A 19,037-nucleotide genomic window follows, 5' to 3' on the forward strand; every position below is an offset into this window, starting at 1 on the left:
CGTTTCATTGATGTTCATAAATTGTGGTTAAGTCCTCGACCGATTAGTATTCGTCAGCTCCACACATCACTGCGCTTCCACCTCGAACCTATCTACCTGATCGTCTTTCAGGGGTCTTACTTACTTGCGTAATGGGAAATCTCATCTTGAGGGGGGCTTCATGCTTAGATGCTTTCAGCACTTATCCCGTCCACACATAGCTACCCAGCGATGCTCTTGGCAGAACAACTGGTACACCAGCGGTGTGTCCATCCCGGTCCTCTCGTACTAAGGACAGCTCCTCTCAAATTTCCTACGCCCACGACGGATAGGGACCGAACTGTCTCACGACGTTCTGAACCCAGCTCGCGTACCGCTTTAATGGGCGAACAGCCCAACCCTTGGGACCGACTACAGCCCCAGGATGCGATGAGCCGACATCGAGGTGCCAAACCTCCCCGTCGATGTGGACTCTTGGGGGAGATAAGCCTGTTATCCCCGGGGTAGCTTTTATCCGTTGAGCGATGGCCCTTCCATGCGGAACCACCGGATCACTAAGCCCGTCTTTCGACCCTGCTCGACTTGTAGGTCTCGCAGTCAAGCTCCCTTATGCCTTTACACTCTACGAATGATTTCCAACCATTCTGAGGGAACCTTTGGGCGCCTCCGTTACTCTTTAGGAGGCGACCGCCCCAGTCAAACTGTCCGCCTGACACTGTCTCCTACCCCGCTAAGGGGCATGGGTTAGAAGTTCAATACAACCAGGGTAGTATCCCACTGACGCCTCCTCCGAAGCTGGCGCTCCGGGATCTCTGGCTCCTACCTATCCTGTACAAGTTGTACCAAAATTCAATATCAGGCTACAGTAAAGCTCCACGGGGTCTTTCCGTCCTGTCGCGGGTAACCTGCATCTTCACAGGTACTATAATTTCACCGAGTCTCTCGTTGAGACAGTGCCCAGATCGTTACGCCTTTCGTGCGGGTCGGAACTTACCCGACAAGGAATTTCGCTACCTTAGGACCGTTATAGTTACGGCCGCCGTTTACTGGGGCTTCAATTCGCAGCTTCGCTTGCGCTAACCACTCCTCTTAACCTTCCAGCACCGGGCAGGCGTCAGCCCCTATACGTCACCTTACGGTTTTGCAGAGACCTGTGTTTTTGCTAAACAGTCGCCTGGGCCTATTCACTGCGGCTCTCTCACGCTTGCACGCTAACAGAGCACCCCTTCTCCCGAAGTTACGGGGTCATTTTGCCGAGTTCCTTAACGAGAGTTCTCTCGCACACCTTAGGATTCTCTCCTCGACTACCTGTGTCGGTTTGCGGTACGGGCACCTCTCACCTCGATAGAGGCTTTTCTTGGCAGTGTGAAATCAGGAACTTCGTCCATACGGACTCGTCATCACAGCTCAATGTTAAAGTATGCGGATTTGCCTACATACACACCTTACTGCTTGAACACGCGCAACCAACGGCGTGCTTACCCTATCCTACTGCGTCCCCCCATTTCTCAAACGGTGAGGAGGTGGTACAGGAATATCAACCTGTTGTCCATCGCCTACGCCTATCGGCCTCGGCTTAGGTCCCGACTAACCCTGAGCGGACGAGCCTTCCTCAGGAAACCTTAGTCATACGGTGGACGGGATTCTCACCCGTCTTTCGCTACTCATACCGGCATTCTCACTTCTAAGCGCTCCACCAGTCCTTCCGGTCTGACTTCAACGCCCTTAGAACGCTCTCCTACCACGCATCCTATTGGATGCATCCACAGCTTCGGTGAATCGTTTAGCCCCGATACATTTTCGGCGCAGCGTCACTCGACCAGTGAGCTATTACGCACTCTTTAAATGATGGCTGCTTCTAAGCCAACATCCTGGTTGTCTAAGCAACGCCACATCCTTTTCCACTTAACGATTACTTTGGGACCTTAGCTGGTGGTCTGGGCTGTTTCCCTCTTGACTACGGATCTTATCACTCGCAGTCTGACTCCCGTGTATAAATATCTGGCATTCGGAGTTTGTCTGAATTCGGTAAAGCGAGATGCCCCCCTAGTCCAAACAGTGCTCTACCTCCAGTATTCTCAATCACGAGGCTAGCCCTAAAGCTATTTCGGAGAGAACCAGCTATCTCCAGGTTCGATTGGAATTTCTCCGCTACCCACACCTCATCCCCGCACTTTTCAACGTGCGTGGGTTCGGGCCTCCAGTAAGTGTTACCTCACCTTCACCCTGGACATGGGTAGATCACCTGGTTTCGGGTCTACGACCACGTACTAATTCGCCCTATTCAGACTCGCTTTCGCTGCGGCTCCGTCTTCTCAACTTAACCTCGCACGTAATCGTAACTCGCCGGTTCATTCTACAAAAGGCACGCTATCACCCATTAACGGGCTCTAACTACTTGTAGGCACACGGTTTCAGGATCTATTTCACTCCCCTTCCGGGGTGCTTTTCACCTTTCCCTCACGGTACTGGTTCACTATCGGTCACTAGGTAGTATTTAGCCTTGGGAGATGGTCCTCCCGGATTCCGACGGAATTTCACGTGTTCCGCCGTACTCAGGATCCACTCAGGAGGGAATAACTTTTGGGCTACAGGGCTTTTACCTTATTTTGCGGACCTTTCCAAGTCGCTTCGCCTAAATCATTCTTTTGTAACTCCGTATTGAGTGTCCTACAACCCCAAAGAGCAAGCTCTTTGGTTTGGGCTCTTCCCGTTTCGCTCGCCGCTACTCAGGGAATCGAATTTTCTTTCTGTTCCTGCAGGTACTTAGATGTTTCAGTTCCCTGCGTCTGTCTCAAACACGCTATGAATTCACGTGAGTGTACTATCCGATTAAAGATAGTGGGTTCCCCCATTCGGAAATCCCCGGATCAAAGCTTACTTACAGCTCCCCGAGGCATATCGGTGTTAGTGCCGTCCTTCATCGACTCCTAGTGCCAAGGCATCCACCGTGCGCCCTTATTAACTTAACCAAAAGTTAAACTTAAATCAGAAGATTTAAGATTTTAAGGATATTGCACGACCAATTTCTTGATCTATTGTTTGTTTATTACTTATCAATGTCGTTTTATCCAGTTTTCAAAGAACAAGACAACTACACTGAACCACTTCGTGATTCGCTTCGTTGACTTTGCTTCATGCAGTCTTGCGACGATAGCGCAGCGACAGGAGCAAAGGTTTTATTTTTGAAGTATCTCATTCAATTAAGAATGAACCTTCAAAACTGAACAGCAAACGTTAATGAGTATCTTCTCCAAGAGAAGATTTCCGAAATAATCCTTAGAAAGGAGGTGATCCAGCCGCACCTTCCGATACGGCTACCTTGTTACGACTTCACCCCAATCATCTATCCCACCTTCGGCGGCTGGCTCCATAAAGGTTACCTCACCGACTTCGGGTGTTACAAACTCTCGTGGTGTGACGGGCGGTGTGTACAAGGCCCGGGAACGTATTCACCGTGGCATGCTGATCCACGATTACTAGCGATTCCGGCTTCATGTAGGCGAGTTGCAGCCTACAATCCGAACTGAGAACGATTTTATCGGATTAGCTCCCCCTCGCGGGTTGGCAACCGTTTGTATCGTCCATTGTAGCACGTGTGTAGCCCAGGTCATAAGGGGCATGATGATTTGACGTCATCCCCACCTTCCTCCGGTTTATCACCGGCAGTCTCCTTAGAGTGCCCAACTAAATGATGGCAACTAAGAACAAGGGTTGCGCTCGTTGCGGGACTTAACCCAACATCTCACGACACGAGCTGACGACAACCATGCACCACCTGTCACCGTTGTCCCCGAAGGGAAAACTGTATCTCTACAGTGGTCAATGGGATGTCAAGACCTGGTAAGGTTCTTCGCGTTGCTTCGAATTAAACCACATGCTCCACCGCTTGTGCGGGCCCCCGTCAATTCCTTTGAGTTTCAGTCTTGCGACCGTACTCCCCAGGCGGAGTGCTTAATGCGTTAGCTGCAGCACTGAGGGGCGGAAACCCCCCAACACTTAGCACTCATCGTTTACGGCGTGGACTACCAGGGTATCTAATCCTGTTTGCTCCCCACGCTTTCGCGCCTCAGTGTCAGTTACAGACCAGATAGTCGCCTTCGCCACTGGTGTTCCTCCAAATCTCTACGCATTTCACCGCTACACTTGGAATTCCACTATCCTCTTCTGCACTCAAGTTCCCCAGTTTCCAATGACCCTCCCCGGTTGAGCCGGGGGCTTTCACATCAGACTTAAGGAACCACCTGCGCGCGCTTTACGCCCAATAATTCCGGACAACGCTTGCCACCTACGTATTACCGCGGCTGCTGGCACGTAGTTAGCCGTGGCTTTCTAACAAGGTACCGTCAAGGTAGCGCCAGTTACTACGCTACTTGTTCTTCCCTTGCAACAGAGTTTTACGAACCGAAATCCTTCTTCACTCACGCGGCGTTGCTCCATCAGACTTTCGTCCATTGTGGAAGATTCCCTACTGCTGCCTCCCGTAGGAGTCTGGGCCGTGTCTCAGTCCCAGTGTGGCCGATCACCCTCTCAGGTCGGCTACGCATCGTTGCCTTGGTGAGCCGTTACCTCACCAACTAGCTAATGCGCCGCGGGTCCATCCTATAGTGATAGCCGAAACCATCTTTCAACTTCAAAACATGTGTTTCGAAGTATTATCCGGTATTAGCTCCGGTTTCCCGAAGTTATCCCAGTCTATAGGGTAGGTTACCCACGTGTTACTCACCCGTCCGCCGCTAAATCAGAGAGAAGCAAGCTTCTCTAATCATTCGCTCGACTTGCATGTATTAGGCACGCCGCCAGCGTTCGTCCTGAGCCAGGATCAAACTCTCCATAATAGTTAGTTTGAAAGCTCATTTGCTTTGCTAGCGATCCAACTAATTAAAGTTGTAATCTATTGTTTGTTTCATTTAAGAAACTTGTTTTTCATTAACGTTGCTTGTTCAGTTTTCAAGGTTCATGTGTAAGTCGTTTGTGCGACTGTTTTATATTTTACAGTAGTTGTTTTCGTTTGTCAACAACTTCTTTAAAATGTTTATTTGTTTATGTTGTTTTCGTTTGTTTCTTAACAACGTGTTTAACTATACAACGGAAACCTGAAGTAGCGCAACCCCTTTTTAAAAGAAAAAATTTTCTGATTTCTTAAAAACAATTTGTTATGAGTTTCTTCTATTATATATGTAGTAAAGTCAATTTACTTGTCAGCTTAAATTAACTTTACTATCCATCATTAAAATCGCTTTAAAATTCCAATCTCATCTTTCTGCTAATGGTTTTCATGTTGTACTTTTCATAAAAAGCAATGGCTTCTTCATTGAATTCCCATACATTTAATTCAACAGACTCTACATTTTGTTCTTTCGCCCAGTTAACACATGCTTCAAATAATAATGAGCCGATTCCTTGGCGCTTCACTGAACGATCGACACCAAAATCATGTATGTATGCAAATTTCCGCTGAATTAACGAGGCAAATTTGGAGGCACATTCAATTGTAATGACTGCAAACCCTATAATTCGCTCAGCCTTTACGATAAAAACTTTACTGTTCTCTTGTTCAAGCAGTTCCATATAATATTCTTTTGGCATTACACAATTCACTTGCTTAAAAACCGATGCATCTCCCGCCACATGATCTTCATGGCCTTGCCTCACTAAACGGTTTACTTCTAGATAATCTTTTTCTGTTGCTTCTATAATCTGATACATTCTTTCCCCCCTCTTTCAGCGTTTCTTCTATATAACTTATTTAAACTCCTCTTTTACAAATAAAAAAACTACCTAGACATTTGCCTAGATAGCTTTGAGTTATTTTGAGTTTCTTCTATAAGAAGATGAAATACGCTAGGAAGATCGCGAATAGTCCATACATAATCGGATGAATTTCTTTACTACGTCCTGCTACGATCATTGTGATTGGGTAGAAAATGAAACCTACTGCGATACCTGTTGCGATTGAGTAACCTAATGGCATACATAATACAACTAAGAATGCTGGAATGGCGATTTCGATTTTATCCCACTCGATTAAGCGTAATGATGAAACCATTAATGCACCAACGATAATTAATGCTGGAGCTGTTACCGCTGAAGTAACAACTGCTAATAATGGTGTAAAGAATAGAGCTAATAAGAATAATAGACCTGTTACGACAGAGGCTAAACCAGTACGAGCACCTGCTGCTACACCGGCTGTTGACTCTACATAAGATGTCGTAGTAGAAGTACCGAAGATTGCACCAGTTACCGTTGCTAATGCATCAGCTAATAATGCACGACCAGCACGTGGTAACTTGTTATCTTTTACTAAACCTGCTTGACCTGCAACCGCCATTAACGTACCTGCTGTATCGAAGAAGTCAACGAATAAGAATGTTAATACGACAATTAAGAAATCCATGTTCAGGATTAAATCAAAGTCTGAGAATGCATCAAATGCTGCACCAAATGTTGGTGATACATCTGGAATTGCCGCTACGATACCAGTTGGTAAGTTTACTAAACCGACAATCATACCTACTATTGCTGTAACGACCATTCCGTAGAAAATACCGCCATTTACTTTTTTCGCTAATAAAATCGCTGTTACGACTGTACCGAACACTGCTAGTAAGGTGTTCCCTGATGTTACATCACCTAATTTAACTAATGTCGCTGGATCTGCTACGATAATGCCTACTGATTGGAAACCTACAAATGTAATGAATAAACCAATACCCGCACCTACTGCATATTTAAGCTGTGCTGGAATCGCGTTAATAACCGTTTCACGTAAACCTGTTAAAGATAGAATAATAAAGATTATACCTGAGAATAAAACACCTGTTAATGCTGTTTCCCATGCCATGCCCATTCCTAAAACAACTGAGAAGGCGAAGAATGCATTCAGACCCATACCTGGCGCTAATGCGATTGGGTATCTTGCAATAATCCCCATAAATAAAGAACCGACAGCAGCAGCTAAAGCAGTTGCTACAAATACTGCATTATAATCCATACCTGTTTCTGAAAGCATCCCTGGGTTAACAGCTAAAATATAGGCCATTGAAAGGAATGTTGTTAAACCACCTAAAATTTCGCGGCGGTAATTCGTACCAAGTTTATCGAACTCGAAATACTTTTTCATAATGAAATTTTCCTCCGTGTTGTCGTCTACAACATCTGTGAGAACTTAACCCTTAAAAACAAAAAAGACACGCAAAGCGATTCGCTGCATGTCTACGATTTAAGGACAATAAATTCTATACCCCATTTATAGAGCTATAAAACCTATTTATAAATCGTAGTCGAATCATTTACGGTGATTCGGTAGAAACTTACGGGCCTTATTCCCGACATTATACGACGACGTATTTAATTTATGATAGTAATATATCATTTCATTTTTCTAATTTCAACACTATTCACGAACATTTTTTAATTATTTTATAATATAGTTCGTAAAAATATCTATTAATAACTAATTTTTTGATTTTTAAAGCATAATAATGCATTTTATACGTAAATTTTTAAAAGTTTTCTTTTTTCAAAATACGAACATTCTATGACAAAAGCTGTATTTTTTTGGCGGATTCCTGAAAAAGTGAAAAAGCAGCTCAATTTTTACAGTCAAACTGCCCATTTCCTAATCAAATGTTAAAGAATACTTTTTCGTTTTCAAATACAGCATAAAGAAAATCGTCAGCGCTAAACTAAATAACCCAAATACTAAGCCTGTAATCGGTAACCCCACCCAATCGAGTAATGCACCTGTCGATAACAGCACCACTTGAAACAATGTTTGGTCGATCATATTACGGAAGGCAAAGAAGCGCCCGTGGTACTCAGCTGGCATTTGCTTTTGGAAAATCGTCATCGTTGTTGGGAAGAAACAGCCCACCGTAAAACCAAACGAAGCAAAAATAATCACGTTCATGATTTCGATAGTCGAGAAAAATAACAGCGACTGCAAGCCACCGATCAACAGAGCCAAGCTAAACAGCATCGTCCCGGTTTTCATGCGTAAGCCTAACTGTTTTACTGCAATTGCCCCAAGCATAAAGCCAACACCTTCTACTGTATACAACAATCCTGAAATACTCGTAGAATCATGCATTTGTGCGATTTTCATAATCATTAAATTAAACGATCCTAAAAATAAAATCGGTACAACAATTAATACAAGTGTTACAAGTACAACTGGATATTGCTTTAAGACAGGTAACACTTCTCTGAAACTGCCACTTTCCTTCTCTTTTGATGTACGTTCCACAACGTCTTCATCAATTTGTAAGAAGAATAACGTCGCTAACACGAGTATGTACATGATGAGTGAAACGACATATAGCCAAATTAAATCAAAATACGCTACGAATAATCCAGCCGCCGCCGCACCAACAATACGAGATAATGTCCGCGCATTCATATGCCAACCATTTAATGAAAGTAAATCTTTTTTGTCGACGATTTTTGGCACAACTGATTGAATAGCCGGCATAAAAAATGCCGCTGCGATTTGTAATAGTACTAAAAAGACAATCATGAGCAGTACGGAATCAAACATAATCGCTGCAAACATCACAAATACCGTGAAAATGCGGCCAATTGATGAACCAATTAATACTTTCTTTTTACTTGTTGCATCGATAATTCGCCCAGCTAACGGTGCGACAATTACACCAGCAAGCATCCCAATCGCTAAAATGACCGATTTATGAAAGTCAGAGGCAACAAACTCCGTCATGAACGCTAAATTTCCGATAATGCCGGCCCACAGACCCAGCCCTACGATGAATTCACCGATCAGCACAATCCATACATTTCGATTACGCCACATAGCCTCTCCACCTTTTTTAGAATTTTCGCTATCTTCCATTGTAATAAATTTCGAGTTACTAAACAATATGTAAGATTAGTTCTTTAAAGCTTAAGCACATCTAATGAGGATTCCTCGACGCTGCTTTTTATTGTATAATTTTAGTAAACGACGAGGAGCAATAACGTTGTTTTATCGAATAAACATGAGCAGTTTTTATGGGTAACGAAAGATGAGGCAATGGAACTTTTACCACAGCCTATTATTGAAGATTTCACGCAGCATCAACTTTTCGAACGTTTATTTTAAATTTTTCCATAATAGTTTATATAGATGTTATATTGTCCCCTCATAGTAAAAAGGTAAAAACATAACTGGAGGGATTTTTTTATGGAACAACAACGTTCTTGGGCTTTAACTTTAATTCGCTTTGCTGCAATTTTTGGCTTCATCGGTGTATTTATCGGGTCAAAAATGAGCGGTGATATGGATTACTCGTTACGTCCAATTCACGCACATATTGTATTAGTTGGTTGGTTATCTGTATTTGCATGGGGGATTTTCTATTATATCGTACCGGTACGCAAATTAATTCTTGTTAAGATTCACAGTATCCTCGGCATGATTGGCGCATTCGGCTTAACGTTCGGTATGTGGCTATACAACTTAAATCCATTTAACTTAAATGAAACATTTAATATGGTGTTCTTCATCGTTGGAGGAACGATTCTATTAATCGCCTTTGCAATGTTTGTGGTGATTACGTTTATGGTAGATAAAAAGAAATAATAGTTAATAGACCTAAGCAACTTTTCGTTGCTTAGGTTTTTTTATTCAGATTTTTACCGAAATTAACCTTATTTTCAGAAAAAATATTTTTTTCTGAAAATAAGGTTGTTTTATTTAAGTGAGTATAATAAAATAACTCATATAATATAAAACCTACAAGAATAATTGGTTTTAAGTGAGGTGATTTTTTTGTCTACACCTATTGTTTCAGTTGAACAAATTACAAAATCTTATAATGGCACTTCACCTGTGCTCAGTAATATTACGTTTGATATTCAACCCGGCGAGGTAATTGCATTGCTCGGAAAAAGTGGTTGCGGCAAAAGTACATTGCTTAATTGCATTGGTGGTTTTGAAGAAACCGACTCTGGACGTGTGCGATTAGATGGCCAGCAAGTCATCACTCCAAGTAAACGCTGCGTCATGCTCATGCAAAACTATGGTCTTTTGCCATGGCGTTCTGTACAAAAAAATGTGGAGTTAGGCATTGAGGGTTCTGGCTTAACAAAGCAAGCCATTACTGAGCGAGCACAGCATTACTTACAAATGGTTGGTTTACACGATCGTGCTTCTTCTCTACCGAGTGAGTTATCCGGGGGCATGCAACAACGCGTTGCCATTGCACGCGCGCTCGCTATCCAGCCCGAAGTTATTTTAATGGATGAACCCTTCGGAGCATTAGATACATTTACACGCTATTATTTGCAAAATGAACTATTGCAAATTCAACAACGCGAAAAAATGACCATTATTCTCGTGACACATGATATCGACGAAGCCATTTACTTAGCGGATCGTATTTTCATCATGAAGCCTAACCCAGGAGAAATCCATAAAGAAATTTCATTAAAAATGAGCAAGCCGCGCGATCGTTCAGATTCTGACTTCCAACACTATCGCGAACTCATATTTAATGAGTTTCACTTTACCAATATGAAATCACCAATCGAATTTAATATTTAGGAGGCGAAAAGATGAAAAAGATTTTTGCGTTACTGTTATTCGTAGCTGTACTTGCATTAACTGCTTGTGGAACTAACGACGCTTCAGAAACAAAAGCTGATGGAGAAAAACCAACAATAAAAATTGGGTATTTGCCAATCACACACGCTGTTCCTTTATATATGCAAAAGGATACAGAATATGAAAATTATAATTTAGAGCTTGTAAAATTCGGTTCTTGGCCGGAATTAGTGGACGCGTTAAATTCAGGCGCGATTGATGGGGCATCTATGTTGATTCAATTAGCGATGAATGCAAAGGAAAAAGGTATTGATTTAAAAGCAGTCGCACTTGGTCACCGTGACGGGAATGTGCTGATTGGTGGAAAGAATATCGGATCTGTTGAGGAATTAAAAGGGAAGTCTTTTGCCATTCCTAGCCGCTTCTCTACACATAATATTTTATTATATGAAATGTTAAAAAAGCATAATATCGGTTATGACGAAGTAGATGTCATTGAGTTGCCTCCTGCTGAAATGCCTGCTGCTCTTGCAGAAGGGCGCATCGCAGGATATGTCGTGGCAGAACCATTCGGCGCAATTTCTGTGTCACTTGAAAATGGCAACGTGCTCTATCAATCCGAAGACATCTGGCAGGATTCTATCGACTGCGGCTTAGTATTACGAGGTCAGTTTATTGAAAATAATAAAGAGCTCGTTCAAAGCTTCGTAGATGACTATATTGCAGGTGGCGATCTTGCCCAGCATAAAGACGATCATACACATGATGTTGTAAGCGAATATTTAACAGTTGAAAAAGATGTGTTAGACCTGTCATTACAATGGATTTCTTATGATAACTTAGCCATTGAAAAAGACAGCTATGAAATTTTACGCAATGCATTAATTGAAATGGAGCTTTCTAAAAACCCTCCAACCTATGAGGAATTTGTAGATGCTCGCCTTGTAAACTAACTAAGGACGGAGGGATCGTATGGTCATATTGAGAAAGTTTTCACCGGTTGCACTTGGGTTTTTATTAGTAATCATCGTTTGGCAATTGGCTACAATTTTCGGTGGGCATCAAGCAGCACTCTTCCCTCCTCCGTTAAAAGTAGGCGAAGCTTTGTTTGGCATCATCATGGATGGCTCAATTTTCACCCATATCCAAATTAGCTTATTTCGCTTCTTTTCAGGTTATTTAACAGCTGTTATTATCGCCATCTTGCTAGGCTTGATTTTAGGCAGACTGCCAAAAGTATGGCAAGTGATTGACCCAATTGTGCAAGTATTGCGCCCAGTGTCACCTATTGCTTGGTCTCCGTTTATTGTCTTATGGTTTGGTATCGGCAATATGCCTGCTATCGTTATTATTTTTTTAGCAGCGTTTTTCCCAGTTTTATTATCAACCGTATCTGCTGTACGTAAAGTCGATAAAACGTATTTACGCATTGCAGCAAATTTTGAGATGAGCCAGATTGATACATTAAGAAAAATCGTTTTACCTGCATCGTTTCCTATGATTGCAAATGGCTTGCATATGGCTTTAGGCTCTGCTTGGATCTTTTTAGTGGCAGGGGAAATGGTTGGAGCACAATCGGGGCTTGGCTTCTTAATTATCGATGCTCGAAATGCACTAAGTTTAGATTTAGTACTAGCAAGCATCGTTGTTATTGGGGTTCTTGGTTTAGTTTTAGATAAGGGGATTCACTACTTTGAGGCTTGGGTCAACAAAATTTGGGGTGGAACAACTTAAAAAGACTCAATGGTTCAAGCTAATGGTCGAATATTGATTTGCTCCACTTTTTGTCCAGTTTTTGTTGAATAATAACCAACTGCTACACGGTCATTGTTTTCATCAACAATTTCTTTATAACACGTGTCTAAATGGTCGGCGCCCCATATAATCATTGCATTAAATACATGCTCTAAGGCTTGACCCTTTTCAGTTAATGTATATCGATAACGTGGTGGATGTGCCACGTAAAGCTCTGCTTTTACAAGTCCCGCCTGCTCTAATTCCTTTAAGCGACTTGATAATGTATTCGCTGAAAGGCCAGGGAGTTTTAGTTTAATATCATTGAAGTTTGTTTCACCTATAAGTAATTCGTGGATCACTAATAATGTCCATCGATCACCTATTACATTTAATGTTTGTGCGATATTACAAGGTAAGTCATAGCGTGTTTTCATGTCGTCTCCTCCTTGTAATTAAGTATAAGCATTAATTTTATACAATGCGAGTTAATTTTTTTAACTCAATAAAACTATATATTGGAGGAATTTAAAATGACTTTATTTTTAGTAGAATCAACGATTAACGAAATTTCAACAAAGGGCGCTTTCTCAGCATTCGTTGAAAAGGTGCATGCAACGGAAGGTACTCATGTTATCGAAGTGCAAGTAGCAAAAGACTTTTCACGTGCCTATTTCATTATTGAAGCAGCAACTGAGCAAGAGGCAAAATCAGCGTTAGAAGCACAAAACGCCGTAGCTGATTTAACAAAAGAAGTGCGCTTAATCGGGAAAGAATTAGATGAAGTTAAAAATAACAATGAACAAGTAAACTATTTAGTAGAATGGGAAATTCCTGCTGAAATAACGATGGAAAAATATTTAGAGCGTAAAAAGAAAAATTCAGTGAAATACGAAGAAGTGCCTGATGTGAAATTCTCTCGTACGTATGTATGTGAAGATATGACAAAATGCTTGTGCTTCTATGACGCACCAGATGAAGCAGCAGTAAAGCGTGCTCGTGAAGCCGTTCAAACACCAATTACATCTCTTACTGAATTAGCTGATTAATAAGGAGGAAGGAAAATGGCAATAAATATTGAGCTGCTTCATCAAATTATCGATGAGAAGCTAAAACCGATCGTTAAAAAAGTTGATGAACAGGCCTTTTATGCAGAAGAGTATATTTTAGCTTTAGCGAATGCAGGTTTTTTCGATTCGACAAATAAAGACGTACCAACTATTTTACAAGATGAAGCAGCGATTGTCCGTGAGACGGCAAAGGTTTGTATGACAACAGCCTTTTGCATTTGGTGCCATTTAGCTGCCTTAACCTATTTACGTCATACAGAGAATATGTATTTGCGAAAAACGATTTTACCCCAAATTGAACAAGGTGAATTTTTAGGCGCTACTGGCTTATCAAACCCTATGAAGTATTATTCCGGTTTAGAAAAGTTGCATCTTTCAGCTGAAAAAACAGCAGATGGTTATATTATTAATGGGACTTTACCTGCTGTTTCAAATCTTGGACAACGTCATTATTTCGGCGTAATTGCCACTTTAGATGATCAAGAAGTAATGGTGCTTGTCTCAACAAAAGCAAATGGACTTGAGTTAAAAGAAAAGGTTGGCTTTATCGGGGTAAATGGTAGTGCTACGTATTCTTGCAAGTTCGAGAAAGTATTCATTCCAAATGAACAGGTCATTGCACACGAAGCTAAAGCCTTTTGTGATAAAATTCGCCCTACCTTTATTTATTATCAAATTCCATTAGGTGCTGGTGTAATCGCGGCAGCAGTTGAAGGGATTGAAAAAGTAAAAGCAAAACAAAATGGTAGCAACGAATATTTACAAGTGCAGGCAACGGACTTAGAAGCAACCTATAAGGAAATCCTTCACGACCTAAACGGAGTCGCGCAACAATTAACATTAAAGTCGGTTGTCCCTCTTCGTTTAAAAACAGTTGAAAATACATTAGCTGCCGTGCAGGCGAACATGCTTCATAATGGTGCGGCTGGCTATGTTGCCGGAAGTGTCCCTTCTCGTAAACTTCGTGAAGCGTACTTCTTTGCAAACTTAACACCAACTGTTCGCCATTTACAAAAATTGCAGACTAAAATTTAAACAACAATCCCCCTCGAGTCCCTAGTAATATAGGGCATCGAGGGGATTTTATTAATTCTAGTCTATTGCACATGCTTGTTCCTTCACCACTCGCGGTTTCGTCGCCCGGTACCAGTGCAGACAAAGAATAAAGATAATCACCGCATCGATTAAATCCCCACCGTAGTACATCACCATACTCCCCTGCTGAGCTTGTTCAAGAATTACTCCACTCGGCGGATGCGTGTATAGATATTTCGCTAATATCCCATGACTCGCCAGTGCAAGTATTAACACGATAGCGCGGTACATAAAGGACTTCCGGTGAAATACGGGATCTATATAAATCATTGAAATTGTAAATAAATAACCTGCTAAGAGGATATGGACATGTACGAAAAATGAGACCACGCTATTGTCATGCATAAGCGTGTAAAGCTCCGTCGTATATAACAACCAAAGTCCACCCATGTTAAGGAGTGTTGCAACAACTGGATCCGTGACAATTCGTGCTAGCCAGCTTTTCAACAACTTTGTCAGTAGTCGTGCGGAGTTTGTACTGAGCGTTCTTAGTAGGAGTGTAATCGGTGCGGCTAGCACAAGGAGCAGTGGTGCTAGCATTCCTAAAAGTAAATGCCCCATCATATGCATCGTAAAATCTTCATGCGCAAGATTTGCTAGCGGACCAACTACAGCAAGCGATGCGCATAATAAGCCAAGGCACCAACAAATTGTGCGGTACATCGGCCATTTTTTATAATTGCGATTCGTAAAAAGCACCGCGCCAACATACAGCACGGCAAGTAAACTAAACCCAAATATGAAAAGCAACTGCACAACTTCGTGACCATTTGCTACGTGATGTGTATGCATTTAATAATACCTTTTTAATTTATTTGTCCGTCTCATCAGTTCAATACCTGCTAGCAAAATAACCGCCGCCACCACATTCCACACGATATCGTAGAGGTACACATTTTCTACATATCGGATTTGATGCAGGCGCATAATTTTATGCTGAATAATACCATCATATAATTGGAACCCACCGACACCGACTAGTATTCCAGCAAGCCATCGTTTAAACCAATAACTATGTCTACGCCGAAGATCTGCGAACATAAACAATCCCGCAATTGTCGCAAACCAACTAAACGCATGAAATAACCCATCCGAGATTAAGCCAACATCCGTTGTCGATTTATCGTAAAAATGATGCCAGCGTAGTAGCTGATGAAAAATTACCTCATCCACAAAAGCAATTAACCCTAAGCCAAATAGAAAGCCTGACCAAAAATTCCGGCTCATATCTACACGACCACTTCCACCACTTTTTATCGCCATCTCTCGTTCCCCTCAATTCGTTTTACGCTTAGTCTTTCCTGATTCTTTACGTATCATTCTATGCACGAAATCTGCATGGTATTTGTTTCTTTATCCATACTATCGGTGTTAATAATGAATGAAAATAAAGTGAGGCGTTGTATATGTATTATTACAAAGAAGAATTAATCAATATTATTAAACCTGATAAACCAGATCCAGAAGCAGCGCGTGTGTTACAGGAGATTTTAGGCGGGCATTACGGGGAAATGCGCACAATGATGCAATATTTTTTCCAAAGCTCCAATTTTAGAGGGAAAGAAACGCAGTATCGGGATTTACTGCGCGGGGTGTTTTTAGAAGAAATTGCGCACGTAGAGCTTGTACAAAATACGATTAATCAGTTGTTAAATGATTCCGGCGAATCGATTGCGCCTGGAAATACCGGTGTTGACGGCGCACCTTTAGATGATGCAGTCCGCCATGCAAATCCGCATCATTTTATCGTTGGCGCACAGGCCTCTTTACCTGTAGACGCTGCCGGCAATCCTTGGAATGGCTCATGGGTTTATGCACATGGCAACTTGATTGCCGATTTACTGGATAACTTAATTTTGGAATCAACCGGTGTGCTGCAAAAAACGCGCATTTACGAAATGAGCTCAAACCAGACGTTTCGTGAGACGCTCGCTTTCCTTATCGTGCGAGATAACGCGCATCAAAACGCCTTCGCTAAAGCATTAGAAACTTTAGGCGTTGATTGGGGCAAGCTGTTCCCAGTGCCAAACTACGACATCAACAAATACCCCGAATGCCGAAAATTCGTCGATATGGGCTTCCATAATGTGCAATTCAACTTCAGACTCGATCCAACACGTATCGGTGAAATCTTCCAAGGTCAAACGCCAAGTCGAAACGGCGGGACCCTTGAAGTAACCCCACCACCAGTCGGCTTCCCGTTGCCATACATGCCGGAGATGCCAAATGAGCATAGTCCAGGGCTTGGGGATATGGGGAGATAAGTTTGGGAATGAAAAAAGCTTGGTAGTAGCCTTTTTAATCAGGCTGTACCAAGCTTTTTATGTTGTTATTACAGTATTCAATCGTAGAAGGTGGGTTAGAGTATTGTCATACAGCACGCTAACCCTTGATAAAATTGAAGTTATTTATCTGTTTGTTCTTGCTTCTTTTTTAAATACTCTGCACGTAACTTTTCGATTTGTTGCTTTTTATCAAATTGGGCAGGCTTGTTTTTTTCATGAAACTTTGTCACAGCTGCCATACCTTTATAATCCAGTTGATATTTTCCCACGTTGTTCACCTACTTTTCATGTCTTTCAAGAGAATTGGTTCATTGAATTATACCTTATTTTGTGAAGGTAGGCGCTATTAATGCATTATTCGGGTTGTATCTATCAGCAAAAAACTCAAAAATTTAGTAAACCTATTTTTGCTAAATTTGACTATAACAAAAAACCACCCCATGAAGAGGTGGTTTTTTGCTCAAGTTAGATGTGCGGCTGTCGCTTCGCTTTCGCCGCAAACGCTCGCTTTGCTACGCAAAAAATTTCTCCGGGCTAAAGCTCCTCGAAATTTGGCGATCCGAAAAGATGTGCGGCTGTCGCTTCGCTTTCGCCGCAAACGCTCGCTTTGCTACGCAAAAAATTTCTCCGGGCTAAAGCTCCTCGAAATTTGGCGATCGTTTACTCCCACTCAATAGTAGCTGGTGGCTTAGAAGTGATGTCATACAGCACGCGGTTAATGCCGTTTACTTCGTTGACAATACGTACAGAAATCTTTTCTAACACGTCATAAGGAATGCGTGCCCAGTCAGATGTCATGCCGTCGATTGATGTTACGCCGCGGATACCGATTGCGTAGTCGTATGTACGGCCATCGCCCATTACACCTACTGAACGGATGTCTGGTAATACGCAGAAGTATTGCCAAATGTCGCGCTCAAGTCCTGCGTTTTTGATTTCTTCACGTAAGATGAAGTCAGCTTCGCGTACGATTTCTAGTTTTTCTTCTGTTACTTCACCAAGTACACGGATACCTAATCCTGGACCTGGGAATGGTTGACGCCATACGACTGCTTCTGGAAGACCTAACTCTAAACCTAAAGCGCGTACTTCGTCTTTGAATAATGTATTAAGTGGTTCAATTAACTCGAACTTCATGTCTTCTGGTAATCCACCTACGTTATGATGAGATTTAATTGTTTGGGCAGTTGCTGTACCAGATTCAATGATATCTGTGTAAAGCGTACCTTGTGCTAAGAAGTCCATGTCTTTTAATTTTGCTGACTCTTCGTCAAACACGTAAATGAATTCGTTACCGATAATTTTACGTTTTTGTTCTGGATCAGACACGCCTTTAAGCTTGTTCATGAAGCGTTCACGTGCATCGATTTTGATTAATTTCATATCGAAGTCTTCTGTGAAAGTTTTCATTACTTGCTCAACTTCGCCTTTACGGTTTAAGTTGTGGTCTACGAACATACATGTTAATTGGTCTCCGATTGCTTTGTGGATTAATACCGCAACCACTGATGAGTCAACACCACCTGATAATGCGCAAAGTACTTGCTTGTCGCCCACTTGCTCACGGATTTTTGAAATTTCGATTTCGATGAAGTTTGCCATCGACCAATCGCCTTTAGCACCACAAATTTCGATTACGAAGTTTTTCAGTAAGTCGTTCCCGTATACAGAGTGACGTACTTCTGGGTGGAATTGTACTGCATATAGTTTACGAGATGTATCTGCCATTGCAGCGATTGGACAAGCTGGGCTCGTTGCGATTACTTCAAAGCCTTGTGGAACCGCTGTTACGTGGTCACCGTGGCTCATCCATACGATTTGGTCTTTCGGTAAGTCACCGAATAATTTGTTGTCTGTTGTAACGTTGATTTCGGCTTTACCGTATTCACGTGTTTCCGCGCCTTCAACTTTACCACCTTGTGTATGCGCCATTAGCTGCATGCCATAACAAATACCTAAGATCGGTAAACCTAAGTCAAAAATCGCTGGATCTACTTTGAATGCTGAATCATCGTATACCGAGTTTGGACCACCTGAGAATACGATACCGACAGCGTTCATGTCTTTAATTTCATCTGCTGTAATTGTATGTGGGTGTAATTCAGAGAACACGCCAAATTCACGGATACGGCGTGTAATTAATTGGTTAAATTGACTACCGAAATCTAATACTACGATTTTTTCTTGTTCTTTTAATAAGGGAGTTGACACGTTTTGCACCTCTTCTAGTTAGTTTCATCTATTTTTAATCACAAAAAGGATGTGTCTGTACTGCTTGTTAAGACACACCCTTTTATAGGTAAGGGAGGGTGAATGATTTATACAAAC

General features: G+C 41.9%; 16 protein-coding genes, 2 rRNA genes and 1 riboswitch. Of the genes, 8 read left to right on the plus strand and 10 right to left on the minus strand.

The window, feature by feature from the left end:
- Window positions 1-23: 23 nt before the first annotated feature.
- The 5 genes from NSQ62_RS18875 to NSQ62_RS18895 form a co-directional block, all read right to left on the minus strand.
- Window positions 24-2,951, minus strand: a 23S ribosomal RNA gene (locus tag NSQ62_RS18875).
- A 311-nt stretch (window positions 2,952-3,262) separates the two neighbouring features.
- Window positions 3,263-4,817, minus strand: a 16S ribosomal RNA gene (locus NSQ62_RS18880).
- The 16S and 23S rRNA genes sit together here, the layout of an rRNA operon.
- 403 nt (window positions 4,818-5,220) lie before the next feature.
- Entirely contained in the window at window positions 5,221-5,688 is a 468-nt protein-coding gene (locus NSQ62_RS18885) for a GNAT family N-acetyltransferase (RefSeq protein ID WP_341321607.1), read from the minus strand.
- Between the two features lie 115 nt (window positions 5,689-5,803).
- Entirely contained in the window at window positions 5,804-7,105 is a 1,302-nt protein-coding gene (locus NSQ62_RS18890) for an NCS2 family permease (RefSeq protein ID WP_341321608.1), read from the minus strand.
- A gap of 137 nt (window positions 7,106-7,242) precedes the next feature.
- Window positions 7,243-7,344, minus strand: a riboswitch (purine riboswitch).
- Window positions 7,345-7,603: 259 nt separating this feature from the next.
- Window positions 7,604-8,794: an MFS transporter gene (locus NSQ62_RS18895; protein WP_341321609.1), complete on the minus strand. Its 1,191-nt coding sequence runs from the start codon at window positions 8,792-8,794 to the stop codon at window positions 7,604-7,606.
- A 369-nt stretch (window positions 8,795-9,163) separates the two neighbouring features.
- Here NSQ62_RS18895 and NSQ62_RS18900 point away from each other — a divergent pair, with 369 nt between their 5' ends.
- From NSQ62_RS18900 to NSQ62_RS18915, 4 genes are all read left to right on the plus strand, one after another.
- Window positions 9,164-9,562, plus strand: coding sequence for a hypothetical protein (locus NSQ62_RS18900; RefSeq protein ID WP_341321610.1), 399 nt, complete (start codon window positions 9,164-9,166; stop codon window positions 9,560-9,562).
- Between the two features lie 189 nt (window positions 9,563-9,751).
- Window positions 9,752-10,525 carry an ABC transporter ATP-binding protein gene (locus NSQ62_RS18905; protein ID WP_341321611.1) on the plus strand — a complete coding sequence of 258 codons (774 nt, stop codon included), beginning with the start codon at window positions 9,752-9,754 and terminating at the stop codon, window positions 10,523-10,525.
- Window positions 10,526-10,536: 11 nt separating this feature from the next.
- Window positions 10,537-11,478 (plus strand): ABC transporter substrate-binding protein, encoded by a 942-nt coding sequence (locus tag NSQ62_RS18910; protein WP_341321612.1) that lies wholly within the window; start codon window positions 10,537-10,539, stop codon window positions 11,476-11,478.
- A gap of 19 nt (window positions 11,479-11,497) precedes the next feature.
- On the plus strand, window positions 11,498-12,259 hold the full coding sequence (locus NSQ62_RS18915; RefSeq protein ID WP_341321613.1) for an ABC transporter permease: 762 nt from the start codon (window positions 11,498-11,500) through the stop codon (window positions 12,257-12,259).
- Between the two features lie 14 nt (window positions 12,260-12,273).
- Here the strand turns inward: NSQ62_RS18915 and NSQ62_RS18920 are convergent, their stop codons facing one another.
- Window positions 12,274-12,696 (minus strand): helix-turn-helix domain-containing protein, encoded by a 423-nt coding sequence (locus NSQ62_RS18920; protein ID WP_341321614.1) that lies wholly within the window; start codon window positions 12,694-12,696, stop codon window positions 12,274-12,276.
- Window positions 12,697-12,792: 96 nt separating this feature from the next.
- Here NSQ62_RS18920 and NSQ62_RS18925 point away from each other — a divergent pair, with 96 nt between their 5' ends.
- Window positions 12,793-13,308, plus strand: coding sequence for a DUF4242 domain-containing protein (locus tag NSQ62_RS18925; protein WP_341321615.1), 516 nt, complete (start codon window positions 12,793-12,795; stop codon window positions 13,306-13,308).
- A gap of 15 nt (window positions 13,309-13,323) precedes the next feature.
- On the plus strand, window positions 13,324-14,364 hold the full coding sequence (locus NSQ62_RS18930) for an acyl-CoA dehydrogenase family protein (RefSeq protein ID WP_341321616.1): 1,041 nt from the start codon (window positions 13,324-13,326) through the stop codon (window positions 14,362-14,364).
- A 57-nt stretch (window positions 14,365-14,421) separates the two neighbouring features.
- On the opposite strand, the gene NSQ62_RS18935 is transcribed toward NSQ62_RS18930, so the two are convergent.
- Window positions 14,422-15,216, minus strand: coding sequence for a cytochrome c oxidase assembly protein (locus NSQ62_RS18935; RefSeq protein ID WP_341321617.1), 795 nt, complete (start codon window positions 15,214-15,216; stop codon window positions 14,422-14,424).
- Window positions 15,217-15,687, minus strand: coding sequence for a DUF2243 domain-containing protein (locus tag NSQ62_RS18940; protein ID WP_341321618.1), 471 nt, complete (start codon window positions 15,685-15,687; stop codon window positions 15,217-15,219).
- 143 nt (window positions 15,688-15,830) lie between these two features.
- On the opposite strand from NSQ62_RS18940, the gene NSQ62_RS18945 reads away from it, so the two are divergent.
- A complete protein-coding gene (locus NSQ62_RS18945; protein WP_341321619.1) occupies window positions 15,831-16,688 on the plus strand; it encodes a manganese catalase family protein in 858 nt (285 codons plus the stop codon).
- 140 nt (window positions 16,689-16,828) lie between these two features.
- Here NSQ62_RS18945 and NSQ62_RS18950 read toward each other — a convergent pair whose 3' ends face one another.
- Entirely contained in the window at window positions 16,829-16,978 is a 150-nt protein-coding gene (locus NSQ62_RS18950; protein ID WP_341321620.1) for a hypothetical protein, read from the minus strand.
- A 187-nt stretch (window positions 16,979-17,165) separates the two neighbouring features.
- Here NSQ62_RS18950 and NSQ62_RS18955 point away from each other — a divergent pair, with 187 nt between their 5' ends.
- Window positions 17,166-17,345, plus strand: coding sequence for a hypothetical protein (locus NSQ62_RS18955; protein WP_341321621.1), 180 nt, complete (start codon window positions 17,166-17,168; stop codon window positions 17,343-17,345).
- Window positions 17,346-17,369: 24 nt separating this feature from the next.
- Here NSQ62_RS18955 and guaA read toward each other — a convergent pair whose 3' ends face one another.
- Window positions 17,370-18,920, minus strand: a complete 1,551-nt coding sequence (gene guaA / locus NSQ62_RS18960; RefSeq protein ID WP_341321622.1) for a glutamine-hydrolyzing GMP synthase — start codon at window positions 18,918-18,920, stop codon at window positions 17,370-17,372.
- Window positions 18,921-19,037 lie beyond the last annotated feature (117 nt).

Source organism: Solibacillus sp. FSL H8-0523 (genome assembly GCF_038051985.1).
Taxonomy (GTDB): Bacteria; Bacillota; Bacilli; order Bacillales_A; family Planococcaceae; genus Solibacillus.